This is a genomic window from Kitasatospora sp. NPDC002543 (assembly GCF_053594915.1).
This window is the reverse complement of sequence record NZ_JBSFWR010000024.1, coordinates 47,034-66,223: the sequence shown is the minus strand read 5'-3', so window position 1 is coordinate 66,223 and position 19,190 is coordinate 47,034. Positions and strand designations below refer to the sequence as shown.

Here is a 19,190-nt window from a genome sequence, read left to right as displayed (position 1 = left end):
GTCCCCCGCGGAGGCCCTGCCGCGCATGGGTGCGGGTGCCCAGAAATGAGTGCAGTTCGCTGCACCTGCCGGGCACCCGCCGGCTGCTCCTCAGATCCCCTGGCTGACGTGGAGGTCGGACATGGCCACCAGGATCCGGCGGTCACCGCTGAACGGCTCCCGGGCGTGGGTGGCCAGGAAGTTGTCGACCACCAGGACGTCCCCGCGCTGCCAGGGCAGCGACACCGCGGCCTCCTGGTAGAGCTTGCCGATCAGCGCCACCGCCTCGTCCTCGATGGGGGTGCCGTCCCCGTAGAACGCGTTGCGGGGCATGCCCTCGGGGCCGTACTCGTCCAGGAGGTACTCCGCCACCTCCTCGGGGAGGGTGGAGACGTGCCACATGTGGGCGTGGTTGAACCACACCGTCTCGCCGGTGTGCGGGTGCCGGGCCACGGCCTGGCGGACCGAGCGGGTGCGCAGGCCGTCCTCGCCGACCCAGGTGAACTCGGTGTCCGAGGCGCGGCAGTACGCCTCCACCTCCGCCCGGTCGGTGGTCTGGAAGACGTCCTGCCACGGGATGTCCAGCCCCGGGCTGTAGTTGCGCACGTAGGCGACGCCGTGGCGCCGGAAGCGCTCGCGGATCTCCTCCGGGATCTTCGGGAACACCGCGCGCTCGCTGGCCACCGGGGTGGCGCCGCCCTCGGCGGACGGCCGGTCGCCGTAGAAGTACAGCGTGCTCGGCCAGTTGTGGGAGTAGGACATCTCGTGGTGGAAGTCGATCCACCGGTCGGCGGCCAGCTCGGTGGAGGTGAAGACCTTGTCGGAGATCTCGGTGCGCGGCGCCGCCCGCTCCAGGTAGTCGAGCAGGTCGGGCGAGTACGCGCGGGCGGCGCTGCCGAACTCCTCGGGGCTGTCGACCGTGAAGCCACGGAACAACAGGGCGCCGTGGCGCCGGAGTTCGTCGATGAGGCGGGGACGGTTGGCGGTGATCCACCGGTCCAGGCGCACCCCGGGCTCGGTGGCCTCGATGCGCAGCAGGAAGGGCTCCGGGTCCACGGGGGCGGCCTCCACCCGGCCGCCGGTGAAGGGCGCTGCCGGGTCGGAGGTGGCGTTCAGCTGGGTCACGAGGACTTCTCCAGTCATTCGGGGGATGGGGCGGTGGGGGGGGGGCGCCCCGCCCCCACCGCCGGGGCGTCAGGCAGCGGGTTCGCGCATCTCCAAGGTGCAGCACTTGACGCTGCCGCCGCCCTTGAGGAGCTCGCTCAGGTCCATGCCGATCGGCTCGAAGCCGCGCTCGCGCAGCTGGAGGGCCAGCCCGGTGGCCGCCTCCGGCAGCACCACGTGCCGCCCGTCGCTGACCGCGTTGAGCCCGAACACCGCCGCGTCCTCCGGGGAGGCCTGCACCGCGTCGGGGTACAGCCGCTCCAGGACGGCGCGGCTGCCCGGCGAGAACGCCTGCGGGTTGTACATCACCTCGTCGTGGGAGAGCACGGCCAGCGCGGTGTCCAGGTGGTAGTAGCGCTCGTCGACCAGCTCCAGGCTGACGACGGGGCAGCCGAAGAACTCCTGGGCCTCGGCGTGCGACTGGGGCGTGCTGCGGAAGCCGGTGCCGGCCAGGATCACGCTCCCGGCCACCAGGAAGTCGCCCTCGCCCTCGTTGACGTGCTCGGGGTCGTGCAGTGCGGTGAAGCCGTTGGCCCGGAACCAGTCGAGGTAGGCCGGCCCCTCGGCGGACCGCTCGACGTTGCGGAAGCGGGCCCCCAGGACCTTGCCGTCGACCACGGTGGCGCCGTTGGCCGCGTAGACCATGTCGGGGTACCCGGGCAGCGGCTCGATCAGCTCCACGTCGTGGCCCAGCTCCAGGTAGAGCGCGCGCAGCTTCTCCCACTGCGCGACGGCCAGGTCGGTGTCCACCGGCTTGGCCGGGTCCATCCACGGGTTGATCCGGTAGGTGACCTCGAAGTGCGTGGGACGGCACATGAGGTAGCGGCGCCGGACGGCCTCGCGGGCGGGGCGGGCGGACTGCTCTCGGTGCGTCATGTCTCTCCTCGGGAGGGTTACGAAGGAAGGTAGGGAACGCGGGGACGGCGCCCGGGGCTCGGAGCGGGCGTTCAGGGCGTGGCGCGGACCAGCTCGCGCAGCCCGTCCACCATCGCCCGCAGCAGTTCGGCGACGCGCTCCTCGGTGTACTGGTCCGCGGGGTAGCTGCAGCTGAACTCCATCCGCCCGTCCTCCACCGAACCGACCACGTCCAGCGGGTGCACCCGGCGCTCCGCGGGGTCGTGGTCCGCTCCGCCGTGCGGGAGGGGCCGCAGCACCAGCTCGTCGCCGGTGGATCCGGAGCCCCACTGCCCCAGGTAGTTGAAGCCGACGAGGGCCTGCACCGGCTCCAGGGCCGGGCGGTCCGGCCGGTCGGCGGCGAGGTGGCGCAGCGCGGCGTAGCCGACGCCGTGCTGCGGCACCGCGCGCAGCTGCCGCTTGACGGTGCGCACGGCCGCGGACATCGGGGCGTCGGCCGGCACGGCCAGCGCCAGCGGGTGGGCGGCGGTGAACCAGCCGACCGTCCGGGAGAGTTCGACGCCCTCCAGGAGGTCCTCCCGGCCGTGGCCCTCCACCTCGACGAGCGAGCGGTCCCGGCCGGTCCAGCCGGTCAGCGCCCGTCCGAGCGCGGCGAGCAGCACCTCGTTGATGCGGGCCCGGTGCGCCCCGGGGACCTTGCGCAGCAGCGCGTCGGTCTCCTCGGCGCTCAGCCGCTCGTGGACGGCCCGGGAGCCCTCGACCCGGCCCGGGTCGGGGGCCGGCCCGGTGCCCGCGGTGGCGGCCTGCCAGTACCCGGCCTGGTCGTCGAAGCCGCCGGCCGCCGTGTACTCCTCCAGACGCCGCGCCCACTGCCCGTAGGAGGTGCTGCGCGGGCCGAGGTCGGCCTCCTTGCCGGCCGCCAGCTGCCCGTACGCGATCCGCAGGTCGTCCAGCAGGACGCGCCAGGAGACGCCGTCCACGGCGAGGTGGTGCGCGGTCAGGAAGAGCCGCGGCGGCCGGCCCTCGCCGAGCGTGAAGAGCACCGCGCGCAGCAGCGGGCCGTCGGTGGCGGACAGGCCGGTCTGGGCGGCGAGCACCGCCTCGTCGATCCGCCCGGGCAGCTCCTCGTCCGCCGTGCCGGAGAGGTCGACGGGCGTGAACTGCCAGCGATCGTCGGCGTGTTCGACGACCTCCTGGTGCCACCGGCCGTCCTCGGCGCGGCCGAAGCGCAGCCGCAGGGCGTCGTGCCGGCCCACGATGGCCGCCAGGGCGGCGCGCAGGGCGGCCGGGTCGGTGCCGGGCGCGAGTTCCAGCAGGACCGACTGGTTGAAGTGGTGCGGGTTGACGGGGTGGGTCTCGAAGAACCAGTGCTGCACGGGTGTCAGCGGCACCGGCCCGGTCTCGGGCCGTTCGTCCCGGTGGTCCCCGGCGGTGCCGGCGGTGCGCGCCACCTCGGCGAGCCGGGAGACGGTCCTGAGCCGGAAGAGCTCCTTGACCGTCAGTTCCAGCCCGGCCTGCCGGGCGCGGGCGACCACCTGGGTGGAGAGGATCGAGTCGCCGCCGAGGTCGAAGAAGCCGTCGTGCACGCCGACCTGCTCGACGCCGAGGACGGTGCGGAAGACCTCCGCCAGGGACTCCTCCCGCCCGTTGCGCGGCGCCACGTGCTCGGTCCGGGTGGCCACCGGCAGTTCGGCCAGGGCCTTGCGGTCCACCTTCCCGTGGACGGTCAGCGGCAGCTCGGCGAGCGTGGAGATGGTCGACGGGACCATGAACTCCGGTAGCGCGGAACCGAGTTCGTCGGCCAGTCGGCCGGGTTCGAGCTCGACGCCGGCGGCCGGCACGACGTAGCCGACGAGCTGCTTGCGCCCGCCGTGGTCCAGGGCCAGGACGCACGCCTGGTCCACGCCGGACAGCCGGGCCAGCGCGGTCTCGATCTCGCCCAGCTCGATCCGGAATCCGCGGATCTTGACCTGGTCGTCGGTGCGCCCCCGGAAGTCGAGCTCCCCGCCGGGCAGCCAGGCGCCGAGGTCTCCGGTGCGGTACAGCCGGGCCTGCGGGTCGTCGCTGAAGGGGTGGCGGACGAAGCGCTGCGCGGTCAGCTCGGGGCGCCCGAGATAGCCCTTGGCCACCCCGCGTCCGCCGATGTACAGCTCGCCGGTCACGCCGACGGGCACCGGCAGCAGCCGCTCGTCGAGGACGAAGACCTCGGCTCCCGGGATCGGCCTGCCGACGGACAGCCGGACGGCGCCCGCGGGGATCCCGCCCTCGAACAGGGCGGTGCCGACGGTGGCCTCGGTGGGCCCGTACCCGTTGACGAAGCGGTGCCGGACCGACCAGGCGCGGGCCAGCTCGACCGGGCAGCGGTCGCCGACCGCCAGGACGGTCGAGCCGGCGGCGAGGGCGTCCGGGTCCAGGGCCGCCAGCGCCGCGGGCGGCAGGCTCATCACCACCGGCTCGCCCTTCGCCAGCCGGCCGACCGACTCGGGGCCGATCGTGTCGGCTCCCCGCTCGGGCAGGCACAGCGTGGCGCCGGAGGTGAGCGCGACGAAGATCTCCCACACCGCGCCGTCGAAGCTGGGCGAGCAGAGCTGGAGCACCCGGCCGCCGACCCCGAGCCGGAACCGCTCGGCGGTGGTCGTGACCAGGTTGACCAGTCCGCGGTGCCCCAGCAGCACGCCCTTGGGGGTGCCGGTGGAGCCGGAGGTGTAGATGACGTACGCCAGCGCCTCCCCGGTCACCCGGGGTGTGGCGCCCGGCTCCGCGGCGGCCTCCCCGGGCCACGGCGCGTCCACGGCGACCGCGCGGGCGGCCAGGCCCGCGAAGTCGTCCAGCAGGGAGCGCTGGGTCAGGACGACGGGCGCCTCGGTCTCGGTGAGCATCAGCGCCCGCCGGGCGGCCGGGAAGTCCGCGTTCAACGGGAGGTAGGCGGAGCCGGTCTTCAGCGCGGCCAGGATGGCCACGATCTGCTCCGGGCCGCGGTCGAGGCAGACGCCCACGACCGAGCCGGGGGCCACCCCGAGCGCGGTCAGGCGACGGGCCAACTCGCCCGCCTGCGAGTCCAGTTCGCCGTAGGTGAGCTGCCGCTCGCCGCACTCCACGGCGATCGCGCCGGGGTGTTCGGCCGCGCGCCGGGCGATCAGCTCGTGCACGCCGGCGTCCTCGACGGCCGGGGCCGGGGTCCGGGCCCAGTCCTCGGTCAGCTGCCGGTACTCGTCGCCGGTCAGCAGCGGCAGCTCGTCCCAGGGGCGGCCGGGTTCGGCCGCGATCGAGCCGAGCAGCGTCACGAGGTGCCCGCACAGCCGCCGCACCGTGGCGGCGTCGTGCAGGTCGCCGCTGTACTCGACGTCCACGCCGAGCGTGCCGTCGGGCCGCTCCTCGTAGCCGAGGACCAGGTCGAAGCCGGTGCTGGCCTGGGGCAGCCGGTACTGCTCGACGGTCAGCCCGCTGAGCTCCAGCCGCGCCTCCGGGGCGTTCTGCAGGACGACCAGGACCTGCGCCAGCGGCATCCGGGCCGGGTCCCGCTCCGGCTGGACCGCGTCCACCACCTGCTCGAAGGGCACGTCCTCGTGCTGGAAGGCCTCCAGCACGGTCTCGCGGGTGCCCGCCAGCAGCTCGGTGAAGGACCGCCCGGGTTCGAGCCGGGCGCGCAGCACCAGGGTGTTCAGGAAGAAGCCGACGACGTCCTCCAGGCCCGGGTGCTTGCGCCCGGCCACCGGGGTGCCGACCGCGAGGTCGGACTGGCCGCTCCAGCGTGCCAGCAGCACCTGGGTGGCGGCGGTCAGCGTCATGAACAGCGTGGCCCCGCACCGCCGGGACAGCGCGCGCAGCCCGTCGGCCACCTCGGCCGGCACCTCGACGGACTCCACGTCCCCGGCCGAGGTGCGCACGGCTGGCCGGGGCCGGTCGGCCGGCAGCTCCAGCGGCGCCAGGCCGGCCAGTTCCTCCTTCCAGTGGTCGAGCGAGCGCGCCAGCGCCTCCGGGGAGAGCTGGGCGCGCTGCCAGACCGCGAAGTCGGCGTACTGCAGCGGTACGGGCGGCAGGTCGGCCGGCCGGCCCTCGCGGCCGGCCCGGTACAGCTCGCCGAGCTCCCGGGTGACGACGCTCATCGACCAGCCGTCGTGGTTGATGTGGTGCAGCGTCAGCACGAGGACGTGCTCCCGCTCGGCCAGGCGGACCAGCAGGGCCCGCAGCAGGGGGCCGGTGCGCAGGTCGAAGGGCCGGGAGAGGTCCCGGGCGACGGCGCGGTCCAGCTCCGCCTGCCGGCCGGCGTCGTCGAGGGCGCCCAGGTCGATCCGCTCGAAGGGCAGCTCGACCTCCTCGTGCGGGACCTGCACCGGCAGGCCGTCCACCGTGTCGAAGGTGGTGCGCAGCGCCTCGTGGCGCCGCACCACCCCGGCGAGGGCGTCCCGCAGCGCCCCGGCGTCGAGCTCGCCGGTCAGCCGCAGCCCGAAGCAGGAGTTGTAGCCGACCGCTTCCGGGTCCAACTCGCTGAGGAACCAGAGGCGTTGCTGGGAGAAGGACATCGGCAGCGGCTCGTCCCGGGGGGCCGCCGGGATGGCCGGTTCCTCGGCCGGCCCGGCGTCGGCCCCCTCGTCCGGCGCGGACGCCCCGGACATCCGGCGCAGCAGCTGCTCGCGCAGGTGCGCGGGCAGTGCGGCGATCCGGTCTTCGCGTGATGTGGTCACGGCTCAGGCCTTCCGTTCCGTGTCGGCGTCGCCCGCCCCGGCGTCCGCGGCCGCGGCCTTCTCCAGCTCCCGCAGCAGGGTCTCCTCGATCAGCTCGGCGAAGCCGGCGAGCGTCGGGGTGTCCAGCAGCTCGCGGAACGTCGGCCGGACGCCGAAGGCCCGCTTGATCTGGGAGAGCGTCTTCAGGCTGAGGATGGAGTGCCCGCCGAGGCTGAAGAAGTTGTCGTGGGCGCCGACCCGGTCCACCTCCAGGACGTCGGCCCAGATCTTCGCCAGCGCCTTCTCGGTGTCGGTCCGCGGCTCCACGTAGCCGGAGCCCTCGGCCTGCGGCGTGCCCGTCTCCAGCAGGGCCTTGCGGTCCACCTTGCCGTTGGGGTTGAGCGGGAACTGCGCCAGCGGCACCAGCACGGGCGGCACCATGTAGTCCGGCAGCCGCTCGGCGAGGTGGCCCGTCACCGCCTCGGCGTCGAAGGCCGCCGGGTCGGCGACCCGGACGTAGCCCGCCAGGCGCCTGGCCTCGCCCTCGCCGAGGACGGCGACGACCGCCTCCTCGACGCCGGGGTGGCCGGCCAGCGCGTACTCGATCTCACCCGGCTCGATGCGGTAGCCGCGCAGCTTGATCTGGTGGTCCAGGCGGCCCAGGTACTCCAGCGTGCCGTCGGGCAGCCGGCGCACCCGGTCGCCGGTGCGGTACAGCCGCTCGCCGGAGCCGAACGGGGCGCGGACGAAGGCGCGTTCGGTCAGCTCGGGCCGGCCCAGGTACTCCCGGGCCAGTCCGGCGCCGGCCAGGCACAGCTCGCCGGGGGCTCCCACCGGGAGCAGCTTGAGCTCCTCGTCCAGGACGTAGGCCCGGGTGTTCTGCACGGGGAGGCCCAGCACCGGGCGGGTGCTGTCGGCGAGCCGGGTGATCACGGCGTCCACCGTGCACTCGGTCGGGCCGTAGAAGTTGAAGCTCACCAGCTCGGGGCGGGCCCGCAGCTGGTCCCACAGCGCCTGGCCGATCGGCTCGCCGCCCAGCGCCAGTCCGCGCAGCCGCAGCCCGGGCCGCTCCAGCAGGCCGGTGTCGAACAGCTGCTGGACGTAGGACGGGGTGGTCTGCAGGAACTCGACGCCGTGCTCGACGACGTAGTCGGCGAGGGCCTGGGCGTCCCGGCGGGTGGTGTCGTCGACGATGTGCAGCTCGTTGCCGTCGACCAGCCACAGCACGGGGTTCCAGGAGGCGTCGAAGGACGCCGGGGCCAGGTGCGCCACCCGGACCGGCCGGCCCTGCGCGGTCTCCCGGACCGGGCCGAAGACGGTGCGCCGGTGGCTGTCCAGCAGGTTGGCCAGGCTCCGGTGCTCGACCACCACGCCCTTGGGGCGCCCGGTCGAACCGGAGGTGTGGATGACGTACGCGGCGTCGTCCGGGGAGACGGCGCTCGAAGGCGCCGTGCCGGGCCGGGCCACGATCGCCTCCCGCTCCTCGTCCAGGGTCACCACCGTGGCGCCCCGCGGCAGCCGCTCGCGCAGCGCGGCGTGGGTGATCACGACGGGGGCCGCGGTGTCCTCCAGCAGCAGCGCCAGCCGCTCGGCGGGCGCGGCCGGGTCGACCGGCGAGTAGGTGCCGCCGGCCTTGAGCACCGCCAGCAGCGCGGTGACCAGGTCCGTGCCGCGCTCCAGCAGCACCGCCACCGGGGTCTGGGCGCCGACGCCCCGCTCGGCCAGGTGGTGCGCCAACCGGTTCGCGGCGGCGTCGAGTTCGGCGAAGGTCAGCCGGCCCTCGCGGTCGGCGACGGCGACGGCCTGCGGGGTGCGCTCGGCCTGCTCGGCGAACTGCAGGTGCACCGGGCGGTCGTCGAAGGCGATCCGCGGGCCCTGGTGCGCGGTGATGGCCTCCTGCCGGTGCTCGGCGCTGAGCTCGCCGAGCCGGCCGAGGGTGCGCTCCGGCTCCCGGGCGATCTCCTCCAGCACGGCCCGCAGGTCGTTCAGGACGCGCTCGGCGGTCTCCGGCTCGAACAGCACCGGGTCGTAGGCGAGCCGGAAGGCCAGCCGCCCGGCCGGGAACACCGCCAGCACCATCGGGAAGTTGGTGAACTCCATGGCCTGCGGGTCCCGCAGGCTCACCCCGTACTCGGCGCCCATCTCGCCCTCGTACGGGTAGTTCTCGACGACGATGTAGCTGTCGTACAGGCTGGTGCCGGCCTGGACCTGGGCCCAGCCGCGGATCTGCGACAGCGACACGAACTCGTGGCTGCGCGCCTCGGTCTGCTCCCGCTGCAGTTCGGCCAGCCAGTCCAGCAGCCGGCTCTCGGGGGTGACCCGGGTGCGCACCGGGATGTTGTTGATGAAGATGCCGGCGATCGTCTCGACGCCGGGCAGGTCGGCGGGCCGTCCGGACACCGCCGAGCCGAAGCACACGTCGGTGCGCCCCGAGTAGCGGGACAGCAGCAGCGCCCAGGCGCCCTGCGCGAGCGTGTTGACGGTCAGCCGGTGGCGCTTGATCAGCTCGGCGAGGAGGTCGGAGGTCTCCTGTTCGAACTGGAAGGAGATCCGTGCCCGCGACCCGGTCCACTCGGTGCCCGGCAGGTCGTGGTCGACCGGCAGCGGGGTCGGTTCGGTGTGGCCCTCCAGGACGCCGCGCCAGTGCCGCTCGGCGGCCCTCGGGTCCTGCCGGTCCAGCCAGGCCACGTAGTCCCGGAAGGGCCGGCGGGCCGGCAGCGGGCCGTCCTTGAGGCCGCGCACCCGCAGGTAGTGCTCCAGCAGCTCGGCCAGCAGGTCCGCGCTGCTCCAGCCGTCCAGCAGCACGTGGTGCGAGGTCCACACGGTGCGCACGCTGCGCTCGGTCTCGGCGATCAGGACGACCCGGGACAGCGGCGCGACCGTGAGGTCCATGGAGCGCGCCCGCTCCTCGTCGAGGAGCCGCTCGAAGCTCTCGGCCCGCTCGGCCTCGGTGAGGCCCGTCCAGTCCAGGAGCTGCACCGGCATCCGGACGTCGTGGTACACCACCTGCAGCGGGTCGTCCACGTTCTCCCAGACGGCGGCGGTGCGCAGGATCGCGTTGCGGTCGGTGAGCAGCTGCCAGGCCTCGGCCAGCGCGTTCAGGTCGTCGACGCCGTCCAGGACGAACGACAGGTGGCCCAGGTAGATGCTCTCGCCGGGCTCGCTGAGGCTGTGGAACAGCAGCCCGCCCTGCATGGGCGTCAGCGGGTAGAGGTCGTCGATGCGGCCGCCGTGCGCGGTGAGCTGGTCCAGGGTCGTCTGGTCCACCTTGGCCAGCGGGAAGTCCGAGGGCGTGGCGCCGCCCGTCCCGGCCTCGGCGCAGTGCGCGACGATGCCGCGCAGCGCGGCGACCAGCCGCTCGCCGAACCGCTCGACGGTCGCGGTGTCGTGCACGGCCGAGGAGTGGTACAGGCTGATCTCCAGCCGGCCGGCCCTGACCTGGGCGACGACGTCCAGGAGGTACTCCAGGGTCTCCTCGGGCGCCTGCTCGGTGCCGAAGCCCAGCCGGGCGCCGCGGACGAGTCCGCCGTCGGCGGCCGGCTCGTCCTCCTGGCCCAGGTAGTTGAAGCACACCTGCGCCGACGGGGCCTCGGCGAGGATCTCGGCCGGTGAGCCGGCCGGGCTCAGGTGGCGCAGCGCGCCGTAGCCGATGCCGCGCCCCGGTACGGCGCGCAGCTGCTCCTTGACCTGCTTCAGCCGCTCGCCCCAGTCCGCGCCGGACGGGGTGAGGGCCACCGGGAAGGCGCTGGTGAACCAGCCGGCCGTGCGACTGGTGTCGACGTCGTCGAAGAGGTCCTCGCGGCCGTGGCCCTCCAGGTCGAACAGCACGCTCCCGCGGCCGGTCCAGTCGGCCAGCGCGGTGCCGAGCGCGGTGAGCAGGACGTCGTTGACCTGGGTGCGGTAGGTCGCCGGGACGTCGTGCAGCAGCGCCCGGGTGTCCTCCTCGCCGACGGTCACCCGCACCTCGCCCGCCGAGGCGATCGTCGCCTCGCCGGGGCGGTCGACCGGCAGGGCCGCCTCGGCCCGGCGGCCGGTGGCCACCCAGTGGTCGAGCTCGCCGTCGAAGCCGCCCGCCGCGGTGTGCTCGGACAGCCGCAGCGCCCAGTCGCGGAAGGAGGTGGTGCGCTCGCCCAGGTCGACCGTCCGGCCCGCCGCGGCCTGCGCGTAGGCGGTCTCCAGGTCGGTGAGCAGCAGCTGCCAGGACACCGCGTCGACCACGAGGTGGTGGGCGGTCAGGAAGAGCTGGTGGTCGCGGCCCTCGCCGGGGTGGAAGAGCACCGCGGCGACCGGGCGGCCGGCGGCGAGGTCGAAGCCGGCCTGGGCGGCGGTCGCGGCCCGGTGCATCTCCTCCTCGGGCGCGTCGTGCCCGGCCAGGTCGACCTCCTCCAGCGGCCAGCCGGCGCCCGGGGCGGTCACCTCCTGCTGCCACCGCCCGTACGCGCTGGTGTAGCGGGCGCGCAGCTGGTCGTGGTGGTCGAGCAGGGCGTCGAGGGCGCGGCGCAGCGCGGCGGTGTCCGGCGCCCCGGAGAGGGTGACGAGCACCGACATGGTGGAGTGGTGGGGCGCGACCCGGTGGCGGTCGAAGAAGGTGCGCTGGATCGGGGTCAGCGGTACCCGGCCCACCGCCGGCTCGGAGCGCCGGGTCTCGACGGTCTTCCCGGCCGGGTCGGCGGCGGTCGTCGCGAACGCCAGCTCGGCGACCGTCTGATGGGCGAACAAGTCCTTGGACGACAATGTGATCCCCTTCTGCCGTGCTCGGGTCACGACTTGGATGCTCAGGATGGAGTCGCCGCCGAGGTCGAAGAAGTTGTCCTCGACCCCGACCCGGTCGACCCGGAGGACTTGGGCCCAGACCTCGGCGAGGGCCTCCTCCACGGGGTTGCGCGGTGCCAGGTGCCCGCTGCCGCGCGCCGCCTCCGGGGCCGGGGCGGGCAGGGCACGGCGGTCGACCTTGCCGTTGCTGTTCAGCGGCAGTGCGGCCAGTTCGACGAGCACCGCGGGCACCATGTAGCGCGGCAGCACGTCCTCCAGGTGGGCGCGCAGCTCGGCAGCGGCGAACGGGTGTCCCGCCGCGGTCACGGCGTAGCCGACCAGCCGGGCCGGGGTGCCGCCGTCGGTGCGCGCGGCGACCACCGCGTCGGCCACCGCGGGGTGGCGCCGCAGGGCGGCCTCGACCTCGGCCAGTTCGATCCGGAAGCCCCTGATCTTGACCTGGTCGTCGGCCCGGCCGGCGAACTCGATGTCGCCATCGGCCCGGCGCCGGACCATGTCGCCGGTGCGGTACAGCCGGGCTCCGGGCTCGGCCGAGAAGGGGTCGGGCAGGAACCGCTCCTCGGTCAGCTCGGGCCGGTTCAGGTAGCCCCGGGCCACGCCGGGGCCGCCCAGGTACAGCTCGCCGACCACGCCGGCCGGCACCGGCCGGCCCGCCTCGTCGAGGACGTAGGTGCGCACGCCGGGGATCGCCTGCCCGACCGGTACGCCGGGGCCGTCCGGCAGCCGGTCCGCGTGCACGACGTACGCGCAGGACTCGACGGTGGCCTCGGTGACGCCGTAGGAGTTGAGGACGACGGTGCCCTCGGCCGTCTGCGCGAGCAGTCGGCGGCAGTCCTGGGTGCGCCAGTTGTCGGAGCCGACGGCGAGGAAGCGCAGCGGCGGCAGTCCGGTGCCGCGCCGCTCGGCCTCCTCGACCAGCGCGTTGGCCAGGGAGGGGACGGTCTCCAGGTGGGTGACCCGGGCGCTGTGCATCAGGTCCAGCAGCTGCCCGGGCTCGGTGGTGGCCTCGGCGGGCGCGATGACCAGCGCGCCGCCGTGGCAGAGCACGTGCGCCAGGTCGGAGACGAACACGTCGAAGGACATGCTGGCGACGTTGAGCTGGCGGGCGGGCGGTTCCTCCCCGGTCCGGTACACCAGCTTCCAGGACTCGGCGGCGAACGCCACGCTGCGGTGCTCGACCAGGACGCCCTTGGGCCGCCCGGTGGAGCCGGAGGTGTAGATCAGGTAGGCGGGGTGGCCGGGGGTGACGCCGGAGTCCGGGGTCCGGGCGGGGAGCCGGGCGATCCGCGGCCACTCCTCGTCCAGGCGCAGCAGCGGCACCTCGCCGGGGATCCGGCCGGCCACCGCGGACTGGGTGATCACCAGGGCGGCGGCGCTGTCGGCCAGGACGTACTCCAGCCGGTCGGCGGGGTGGGCCGGGTCCAGCGGCAGGTAGGCGCCGCCGGCCTTGAGCACGCCGAGCAGGGCGACGACCATGTGCAGCCCGCGCTCCACGCAGATCGCGACGACCGAGCCGGCGCCCACGCCGCGCGCGGCGAGCTCCTGGGCCAGCCGGTCCGCCATCTCGTCCAGTTCGGCGTAGCTCAGCGTGGCTCCGCCGAAGACCACCGCGTCGTTGTCCGGGACGCGCCGGGCCTGCCGGGCGATCAGCTGGTGCAGGCAGGTGTCGCGGTCGAAGGGCAGCGTCGAGCCGCTCAGCCCGCCGAGCAGCAGCTCCCGTTCCCGCTCGGGGAGCATCGGCAGCTCCGCCACGGTCCGGTCCGGTCCGTGGGCCATGCCGCGCAGCAGCTCGGCCAGGTGATCGGCCATCCGCGATACCCGCTCGCCGTCGAACAGGGCGGCGTCGTAGGCGAGTTGGAGGGCGAGGCGGTCGCCGTCGAGGTAGGCGGTCAGGTCCAGCGGGTAGCTGGTGGTGTCCACCGCGGTGACGCCGGTGACGGCCAGTCCGTGCTCGGCCGCGGCCTGGCCGTTGCCCGGGTAGTTCTCGAAGACCACGATGCTGTCGAAGAGCCGGGTGCCGCGCGGGAGTTCGGAGGCGGCCTGCACCTGGGTCAGCGGTGAGTACTCGTAGCCGCGGGCCTCGACCTGCTCGTCCTGGAGCTGCCGCAGCCAGGCCAGCACGTCCTGGTCCTTGGCCGCCCGGGTGCGCACCGGAATGGTGTTGAGGAAGTTGCCGACCATCTCCGACACGCCGGGCAGGTCGGCCGGGCGCCCCGCGACGGTGGAGCCGAAGCAGACGTCCTCCTCACCGCTGTAGCGGGACAGCAGCAGCGCCCAGGCACCCTGCACCATGGTGTTGAGGGTGAGCCGGTGGCCGCGGGCGCGCTCGGAGAGCGCGGCGCAGTCCTCCGGCGCGAGCTCCACCCGGATCCGGTCGGCGGCCTCGGACTGGTGGCCCGGGGCGGGGCGGCGGTCGTAGGGCAGCGGGGTGGGCGAGGTCAGCCCGGCCAGCACCCGGCGCCAGTGCCCCTCGGCCGCGGCGGCGTCCTGGCGGGCGAGCCACTGGACGTAGTCGCGGAACGGGGGCCGGGCCCGGAGGGTGTCCTCGGGCACCGCCGTGCCGTCGGCGAGTGCCCGGTAGTGGGCGAAGAGGTCGCCGAGGATCCGGGAGATGCTCCAGCCGTCGAGGACGACGTGGTGGAAGGTCCACACCACCCGGGTGGCGTCGTCGGCCTCCCGGGCCAGCACCACGCGGCTCAGCGGGCCGGCCGCCAGGTCCAGCCCGGCGCGCCGCTCCTGCGCCGTCAACTCGGTGAGCAGACGCGCCCGTTCCTTCTCGTCGAGGCCGCGCCAGTCGAGCGTCCGGACGTCCGGACGGACGTCGGAGCGGACGACCTGCAGGGGGCGGTCGACGCCCTCCCACACCAGGTGGGTGCGCAGGGCCGGGGTCGCCTCGACGACCCGCTGCCAGGCCGTGCCCAGCGCGTCGGTGTCGCCGGCGCCCTCCAGCAGGAAGGAGACGTGATCGAGGTAGGCGCCGTCGGGTTCGGTGAGGGCGTGGAAGAGCATGCCGCTCTGCATGGGCGTGAGCGGGTAGACGTCCTCGACCCGGTCGCCGGATCCGACCAGGCGGTCCACGGCGGCCTGGTCGAGGCCGGCCAGCGGGAAGTCGGAGGGGGTGGCGCCGCCGACTCCCGGCCGCAGGCAGTGGCCGATCAGGGCGCGCACCGCGTCGACCAGTCCGTCGGCCAGGGCCCGCACGGTCGCCTCGTCGTGCACGTCGCTCGCGTAGTGGAGGGTGAACTCCAGTCGGCCGCCGCGCACTTCGCCGACGATGTCGAGCAGGTGCGGGCGCAGCTCGAGCGGGCTGTGGTCCCGGCCGAAGTCGAACTCGACGGCCGCGTACAGGCCGTCGTCGGCGACGTCCTGCCACTGCCCCAGGTAGTTGAAGCTGACGGCGGGGGCGCACTCGGGCAGCGCGGACGGGCCGTCGGCCGGGTAGCGCAGCCCGCCGTAGCCGATGCCGCGCTGCGGGACGGCCCGCAGGCCCTCCTTCACCGACTTGATCAGGTCGCCCGCGCCGGCCCCGTGCGGGGCGCTCAGCAGGACGGGGAAGATCGAGGTGAACCAGCCCGCGGTCCGCGAGACGTCGACCCCGTCGAGGATCTCCTCGCGGCCGTGCCCCTCCAGGTCGACGACCACCTGCTCCTCGCCGGTCCACCGGCACAGGGTCCGGCCGAGCGCGGCGAGCAGGATGTCGTTGACCTGGGTGCGGTAGACCGCCGGGACCTGCCGCAGCAGGGCGTCGGTGGCCTCGGCGTCCAGCCCGGCGCGCACCTCGCGCACCGCCGCCATGGTGTTCTCGCCGTCGCGGTCGACCGGCAGGGCGGCGGCCGGCAGGGCGGCCACCTCCCGCCAGTGGTCCGCTTCGGCGTCGAACCCGCCGTCCGCGACGTGCCCGGCCAGTCGGCGGGCCCAGTCGAGGAAGGAGGTGGTCTTGGCTCCCAGGTCCACCGGCCGGCCGGCCGCCGCCTGGGAGACCGCCCGCTCCAGGTCGTCCAGCAGGATCCGCCAGGACACCCCGTCGACGACCAGGTGGTGGACGGTCAGGAACAGCCGGGACGGCTCGTCCGGCGCGCCGGCGAACAGCACGGCGCGCAGCAGCGGCCCGTCCTCGACGTCCAGGCCGGCCTGGGCCTGTTCGGCCAGCGCGGCCTCGGCGTCGCGCCGCTCCCCGGCCGCCAGGTGGCCGAGGTCGACCCGCTCCAGGGCGATGTCCTCCCCCACCGGCAGGTTGACCTGGCGCAGGGCGGCGCCCCGGCCGGGGAAGCGCATCCGCAGCGCGTCGTGGTGCGTGACCACCGCGCGCAGTGCCTCGGCCAGCGCCCGCTCGTCGGTGCCCGGGGCGAGGGTGAGCAGCACCGACTGGTTGAAGTGGTGCGGGGCGCGGGTGTGGTGGGCGAAGAACCAGCGCTGCACGGGGGTGAGCGGCGCCTCCCCGGTGACCGGCGCGGTGTCGACCGCGGCGGTGACCGGGACGGCGGCCCGCGCCAGCTCCGCGACCGTCTGCCGGGCGAAGACGTCCTTGGAGGTGAGTTCCCACCCGGCCTGCCGGGCCTTGGCGACGACCTGGATGCTGAGGATGGAGTCCCCGCCGAGGTCGAAGAAGTTGTCGCGGGTGCCGACCCGCTCGATGCCGAGCACCTCGGTCCACACCCGGGCCAGGGCCTGCTCGGCCTCGCCGGCCGGGGCGGTGAAGTCGGCCCCGGGGGTGTGCTGTTCGGTGGGCGCGGGCAGGGCCCGCCGGTCCAGCTTGCCGCTGGCGGTGAGCGGGAACTCGGCGAGGACGACGAGGGCGGAGGGCACCAGGTAGCCGGGCAGCCGGGACTCGGCGAAGGCGCGCAGCCCGGCCGGGTCGACCTGCCCGCCGTCGGACTGCCGCACGTAGCCGACGAGTTGCTTGCGGCCGCCGTCCTGACGGACCGTCACCACGGCGGCGGAGACCGCCGGATGCTGTTCGAGGACGGACTCGATCTCGCCCGGTTCGATGCGGTAGCCGCGCACCTTGACCTGGTGGTCGGTGCGGCCCAGGAACTCCAGGGTGCCGTCGGAGCGCCAGCGCACCAGGTCACCGGTGCGGTAGAGGCGGGCCTGCGGGGTGTCGGAGTACGGGTCGGCGCAGAACCGTTCCTCGGTCAGCTCGGGCAGGTTGAGGTAGCCGCGGGCCACGCCCGGACCGCCGATGTACAGCTCCCCGGGGACGCCGACCGGCACCCGCGAGCGGCGCTCGTCCAGGACGTGCACCGACGTGTTGGCGATGGGCCGGCCGATCGGGACGGGGGTGGTCCCGTCGCCCTCGACGACGTGGTGCCAGGTCGCGAAGGTGGTGGTCTCGGTGGGGCCGTAGCCGTTGACCAGGCGCTGCGGCGGCGCGGCCGCGAGGACCTGGGCCACCCGGCGCGGGTTGACGGCGTCCCCGCCGAACAGCAGGTTGCGCAGCTTGCCGAAGGCGGCCGGGTCGACGGCCGCCACCTGGTCGAACAGCCCGGCGGTCAGCCACATGGTGGTGACGCCCAGCCGGTCGATCGCCGCGGTCAGCGCCCGGGCGTCCAGCAGGGTCTCCCGGTCCACCGGGACGATCCGGGCGCCGGCGGTCAGGGCGCCCCAGATCTCGAAGGTGGCGGCGTCGAAGGTGACGTCGGCGGCCTGGGCCACCACGTCGTCCGGGTGCAGCGGCGCGTAGTCGTTGCCGCTGACCAGCCGGACGATCGAGCGGTGCTCGACGACGACGCCCTTCGGCGTGCCGGTGGAGCCGGAGGTGTACAGCACGTACGCCGCGTCGCCGGGGCCGACGGCCACCCCGGGGTCGTCCTGCGGGAGGGCGGCGATCGCCTCGGCCTCCTCGTCCAGCAGGACGGTGCCGGTGCGGCCGGCGGGCAGCCGGCCGGCGAGGTCCCGGTCGGTGAGGCACAGCGGTGCCCGGGTGTCGTCCAGGATGTGCGCCAGCCGCTCGGCCGGGTGGTCCGGGTCCAGCGGCACGTAGGCGCAGCCCGCCTTGAGGACGGCCAGCAGCGCCACGTAGAAGTCGGCGCCGCGCGGCAGGCAGACCGCGACGTGGCCGCCGGGCTCGGCGCCGCGGGCCACGAGGTGGCGGGCGAGCCGGTTGGCGCGCTCCTCCAGCTCGCGGTAGGACAGCCGGCCGGCCGGGCCGTCGACGGCGACGGCGTCGGGGCCGCTCCGGGCCCGGTCGGCGACCAGGCCGTGCACGGTGGCGTCGGCCGGGTACGGGATCCGGTTGTCGCCCCACTCGCGGGCGAGGAGGTGGTCCTCCTCGGCGGTCAGCAGCGGGAGGTCCCCGACCGGGCGGGCCGGGTCGGCGGCGATGCCCGCGAGGAGTTCGCCGAGGTGCCCGGTGAAGCGGGCCATCGTCCCGGCGTCGAACAGGTCGGTGTTGTACTCGACGGTGCCGGTCAGCTCCCCTGAGGCGGTCTCGGCGAACTCCAGCGTCAGGTCGAAGATCGAGGACACCGACGGCGGCCGGAACTCCGTCACGTCCAGGCCGGGCAGCTCGACCTCCCCCGCGGGGGTGTTCTGCAGGACGACCGCGGCCTGCACCAGCGGGGTGCGGCTCGGGTCCCGCTCGATGCGCAGCGCGTCCACCAGCCGGTCGAAGGGCAGGTCCTGGTGGGCGAGGGCGTCCCACACGGTGTCGGTGACCCGGCCCAGGAACTCGGTGAAGGGCAGGTCGGCGTCCACCTCCGAGCGCAGCACCAGGGTGTTGACGAAGAAGCCGACCAGCGGCTCCAGTTCGCTGCGCTCCCGCCCCATGGAGACGGTGCCGACGGCGATGTCCCGCTGCCGGGAGTAGCGCGCCAGCAGCACCTGGGTGGCGGCCACCAGCACCGAGAACAGGGTGCCGTCGTGCCGCTTCCCGAGGTCGGCCAGGGCCCGGCCGACCTCGGCCGGGACGCGGAACGGCGCCAGCGCCCCGTTGGTGGTGCGGACGGCGGGCCGGGGCCGGTCGGTGGGCAGCTCCAGCGGCTCGACGTCCGCCAGGGTGCCCTTCCAGTAGGCGAGTTCGGACTCCAGCCGGTCGTCGGTCAGCTGCTCGCGCTGCCAGGCGGCGTAGTCGCGGTAGCGCGCCGGCAGCGGCGGCAGCCCGCCGTCCCGGCCCTGCGCCGCGTCCGCGTCCGCGTCCGCGTAGAACACGCCCAGCTCGCGGGCGAACACGCCCTTGGACCAGCCGTCGGCGGCGATGTGGTGCATGTTGACCAGCAGGGTGTGCTCGGTGGCGCCCAGGCGCAGCAGCACGGCCCGCAGCAGCGGCCCCTCGACGAGGTCGAAGGGGCGGCCCAGTTCGGCCCGCAGCAGGTCGTCCGCCCGCGCCGGCCGGTCCCGCTCGGGCAGGTCCGTCAGGTCCCGCACGTCGAGGTCGACCGGGGCGGCCGGGCGCACCACCTGCCGCGGCCGGCCGTCGACGACGGCGAAGGTGGTGCGCAGCGGCTCGTGGCGCTCGACGAGCCGGCCGAGCGCGGCGGTGAGGGCCGCGGTGTCCAGCTCGCCGCGCAGGTGCAGCCCGACGGCCGAGTTGTACTCGATGCCGCCGGACTCGTAGCGGTCGAGGAACCACAGCCGCTCCTGCCCGAAGGAGAGCGGGGCGGGCAGGTCGTCGTCGACGGGCCGGAGGGTGTCGGTCCGCTCCTGCGCCGCGCCCGCCCGGTCGTTCAGCCGCTGCTCCAGCAGCGCGTCGAGGGCGGCGTCGTCCATGAGGTCGAAGTCGTCCGGTTCGGGTGCACCGGCGGTCTGGTCGTACAT

4 protein-coding genes are annotated in these 19,190 nt (G+C 74.8%); all 4 read right to left on the bottom strand.

Translation table 11 applies throughout. The annotated features are described in order from the left end of the window. Positions 1-90: 90 nt before the first annotated feature. The 4 genes from ACWD4P_RS13635 to ACWD4P_RS13620 all read right to left on the bottom strand — a co-directional run bounded on the left by ACWD4P_RS13635 (position 91) and on the right by ACWD4P_RS13620 (position 19,190). Positions 91-1,104, bottom strand: a complete 1,014-nt coding sequence (locus tag ACWD4P_RS13635) for a TauD/TfdA family dioxygenase (RefSeq protein WP_359823246.1) — start codon at positions 1,102-1,104, stop codon at positions 91-93. A gap of 69 nt (positions 1,105-1,173) precedes the next feature. After that, positions 1,174-2,019, bottom strand: a complete 846-nt coding sequence (gene ddaH / locus ACWD4P_RS13630; RefSeq protein ID WP_449779712.1) for a dimethylargininase — start codon at positions 2,017-2,019, stop codon at positions 1,174-1,176. Between the two features lie 71 nt (positions 2,020-2,090). After that, complete coding sequence (locus ACWD4P_RS13625) at positions 2,091-6,683, bottom strand: amino acid adenylation domain-containing protein (protein ID WP_449779711.1); 4,593 nt, start codon at positions 6,681-6,683, stop codon at positions 2,091-2,093. Between the two features lie 3 nt (positions 6,684-6,686). Then, complete coding sequence (locus ACWD4P_RS13620; protein ID WP_449779710.1) at positions 6,687-19,190, bottom strand: amino acid adenylation domain-containing protein; 12,504 nt, start codon at positions 19,188-19,190, stop codon at positions 6,687-6,689.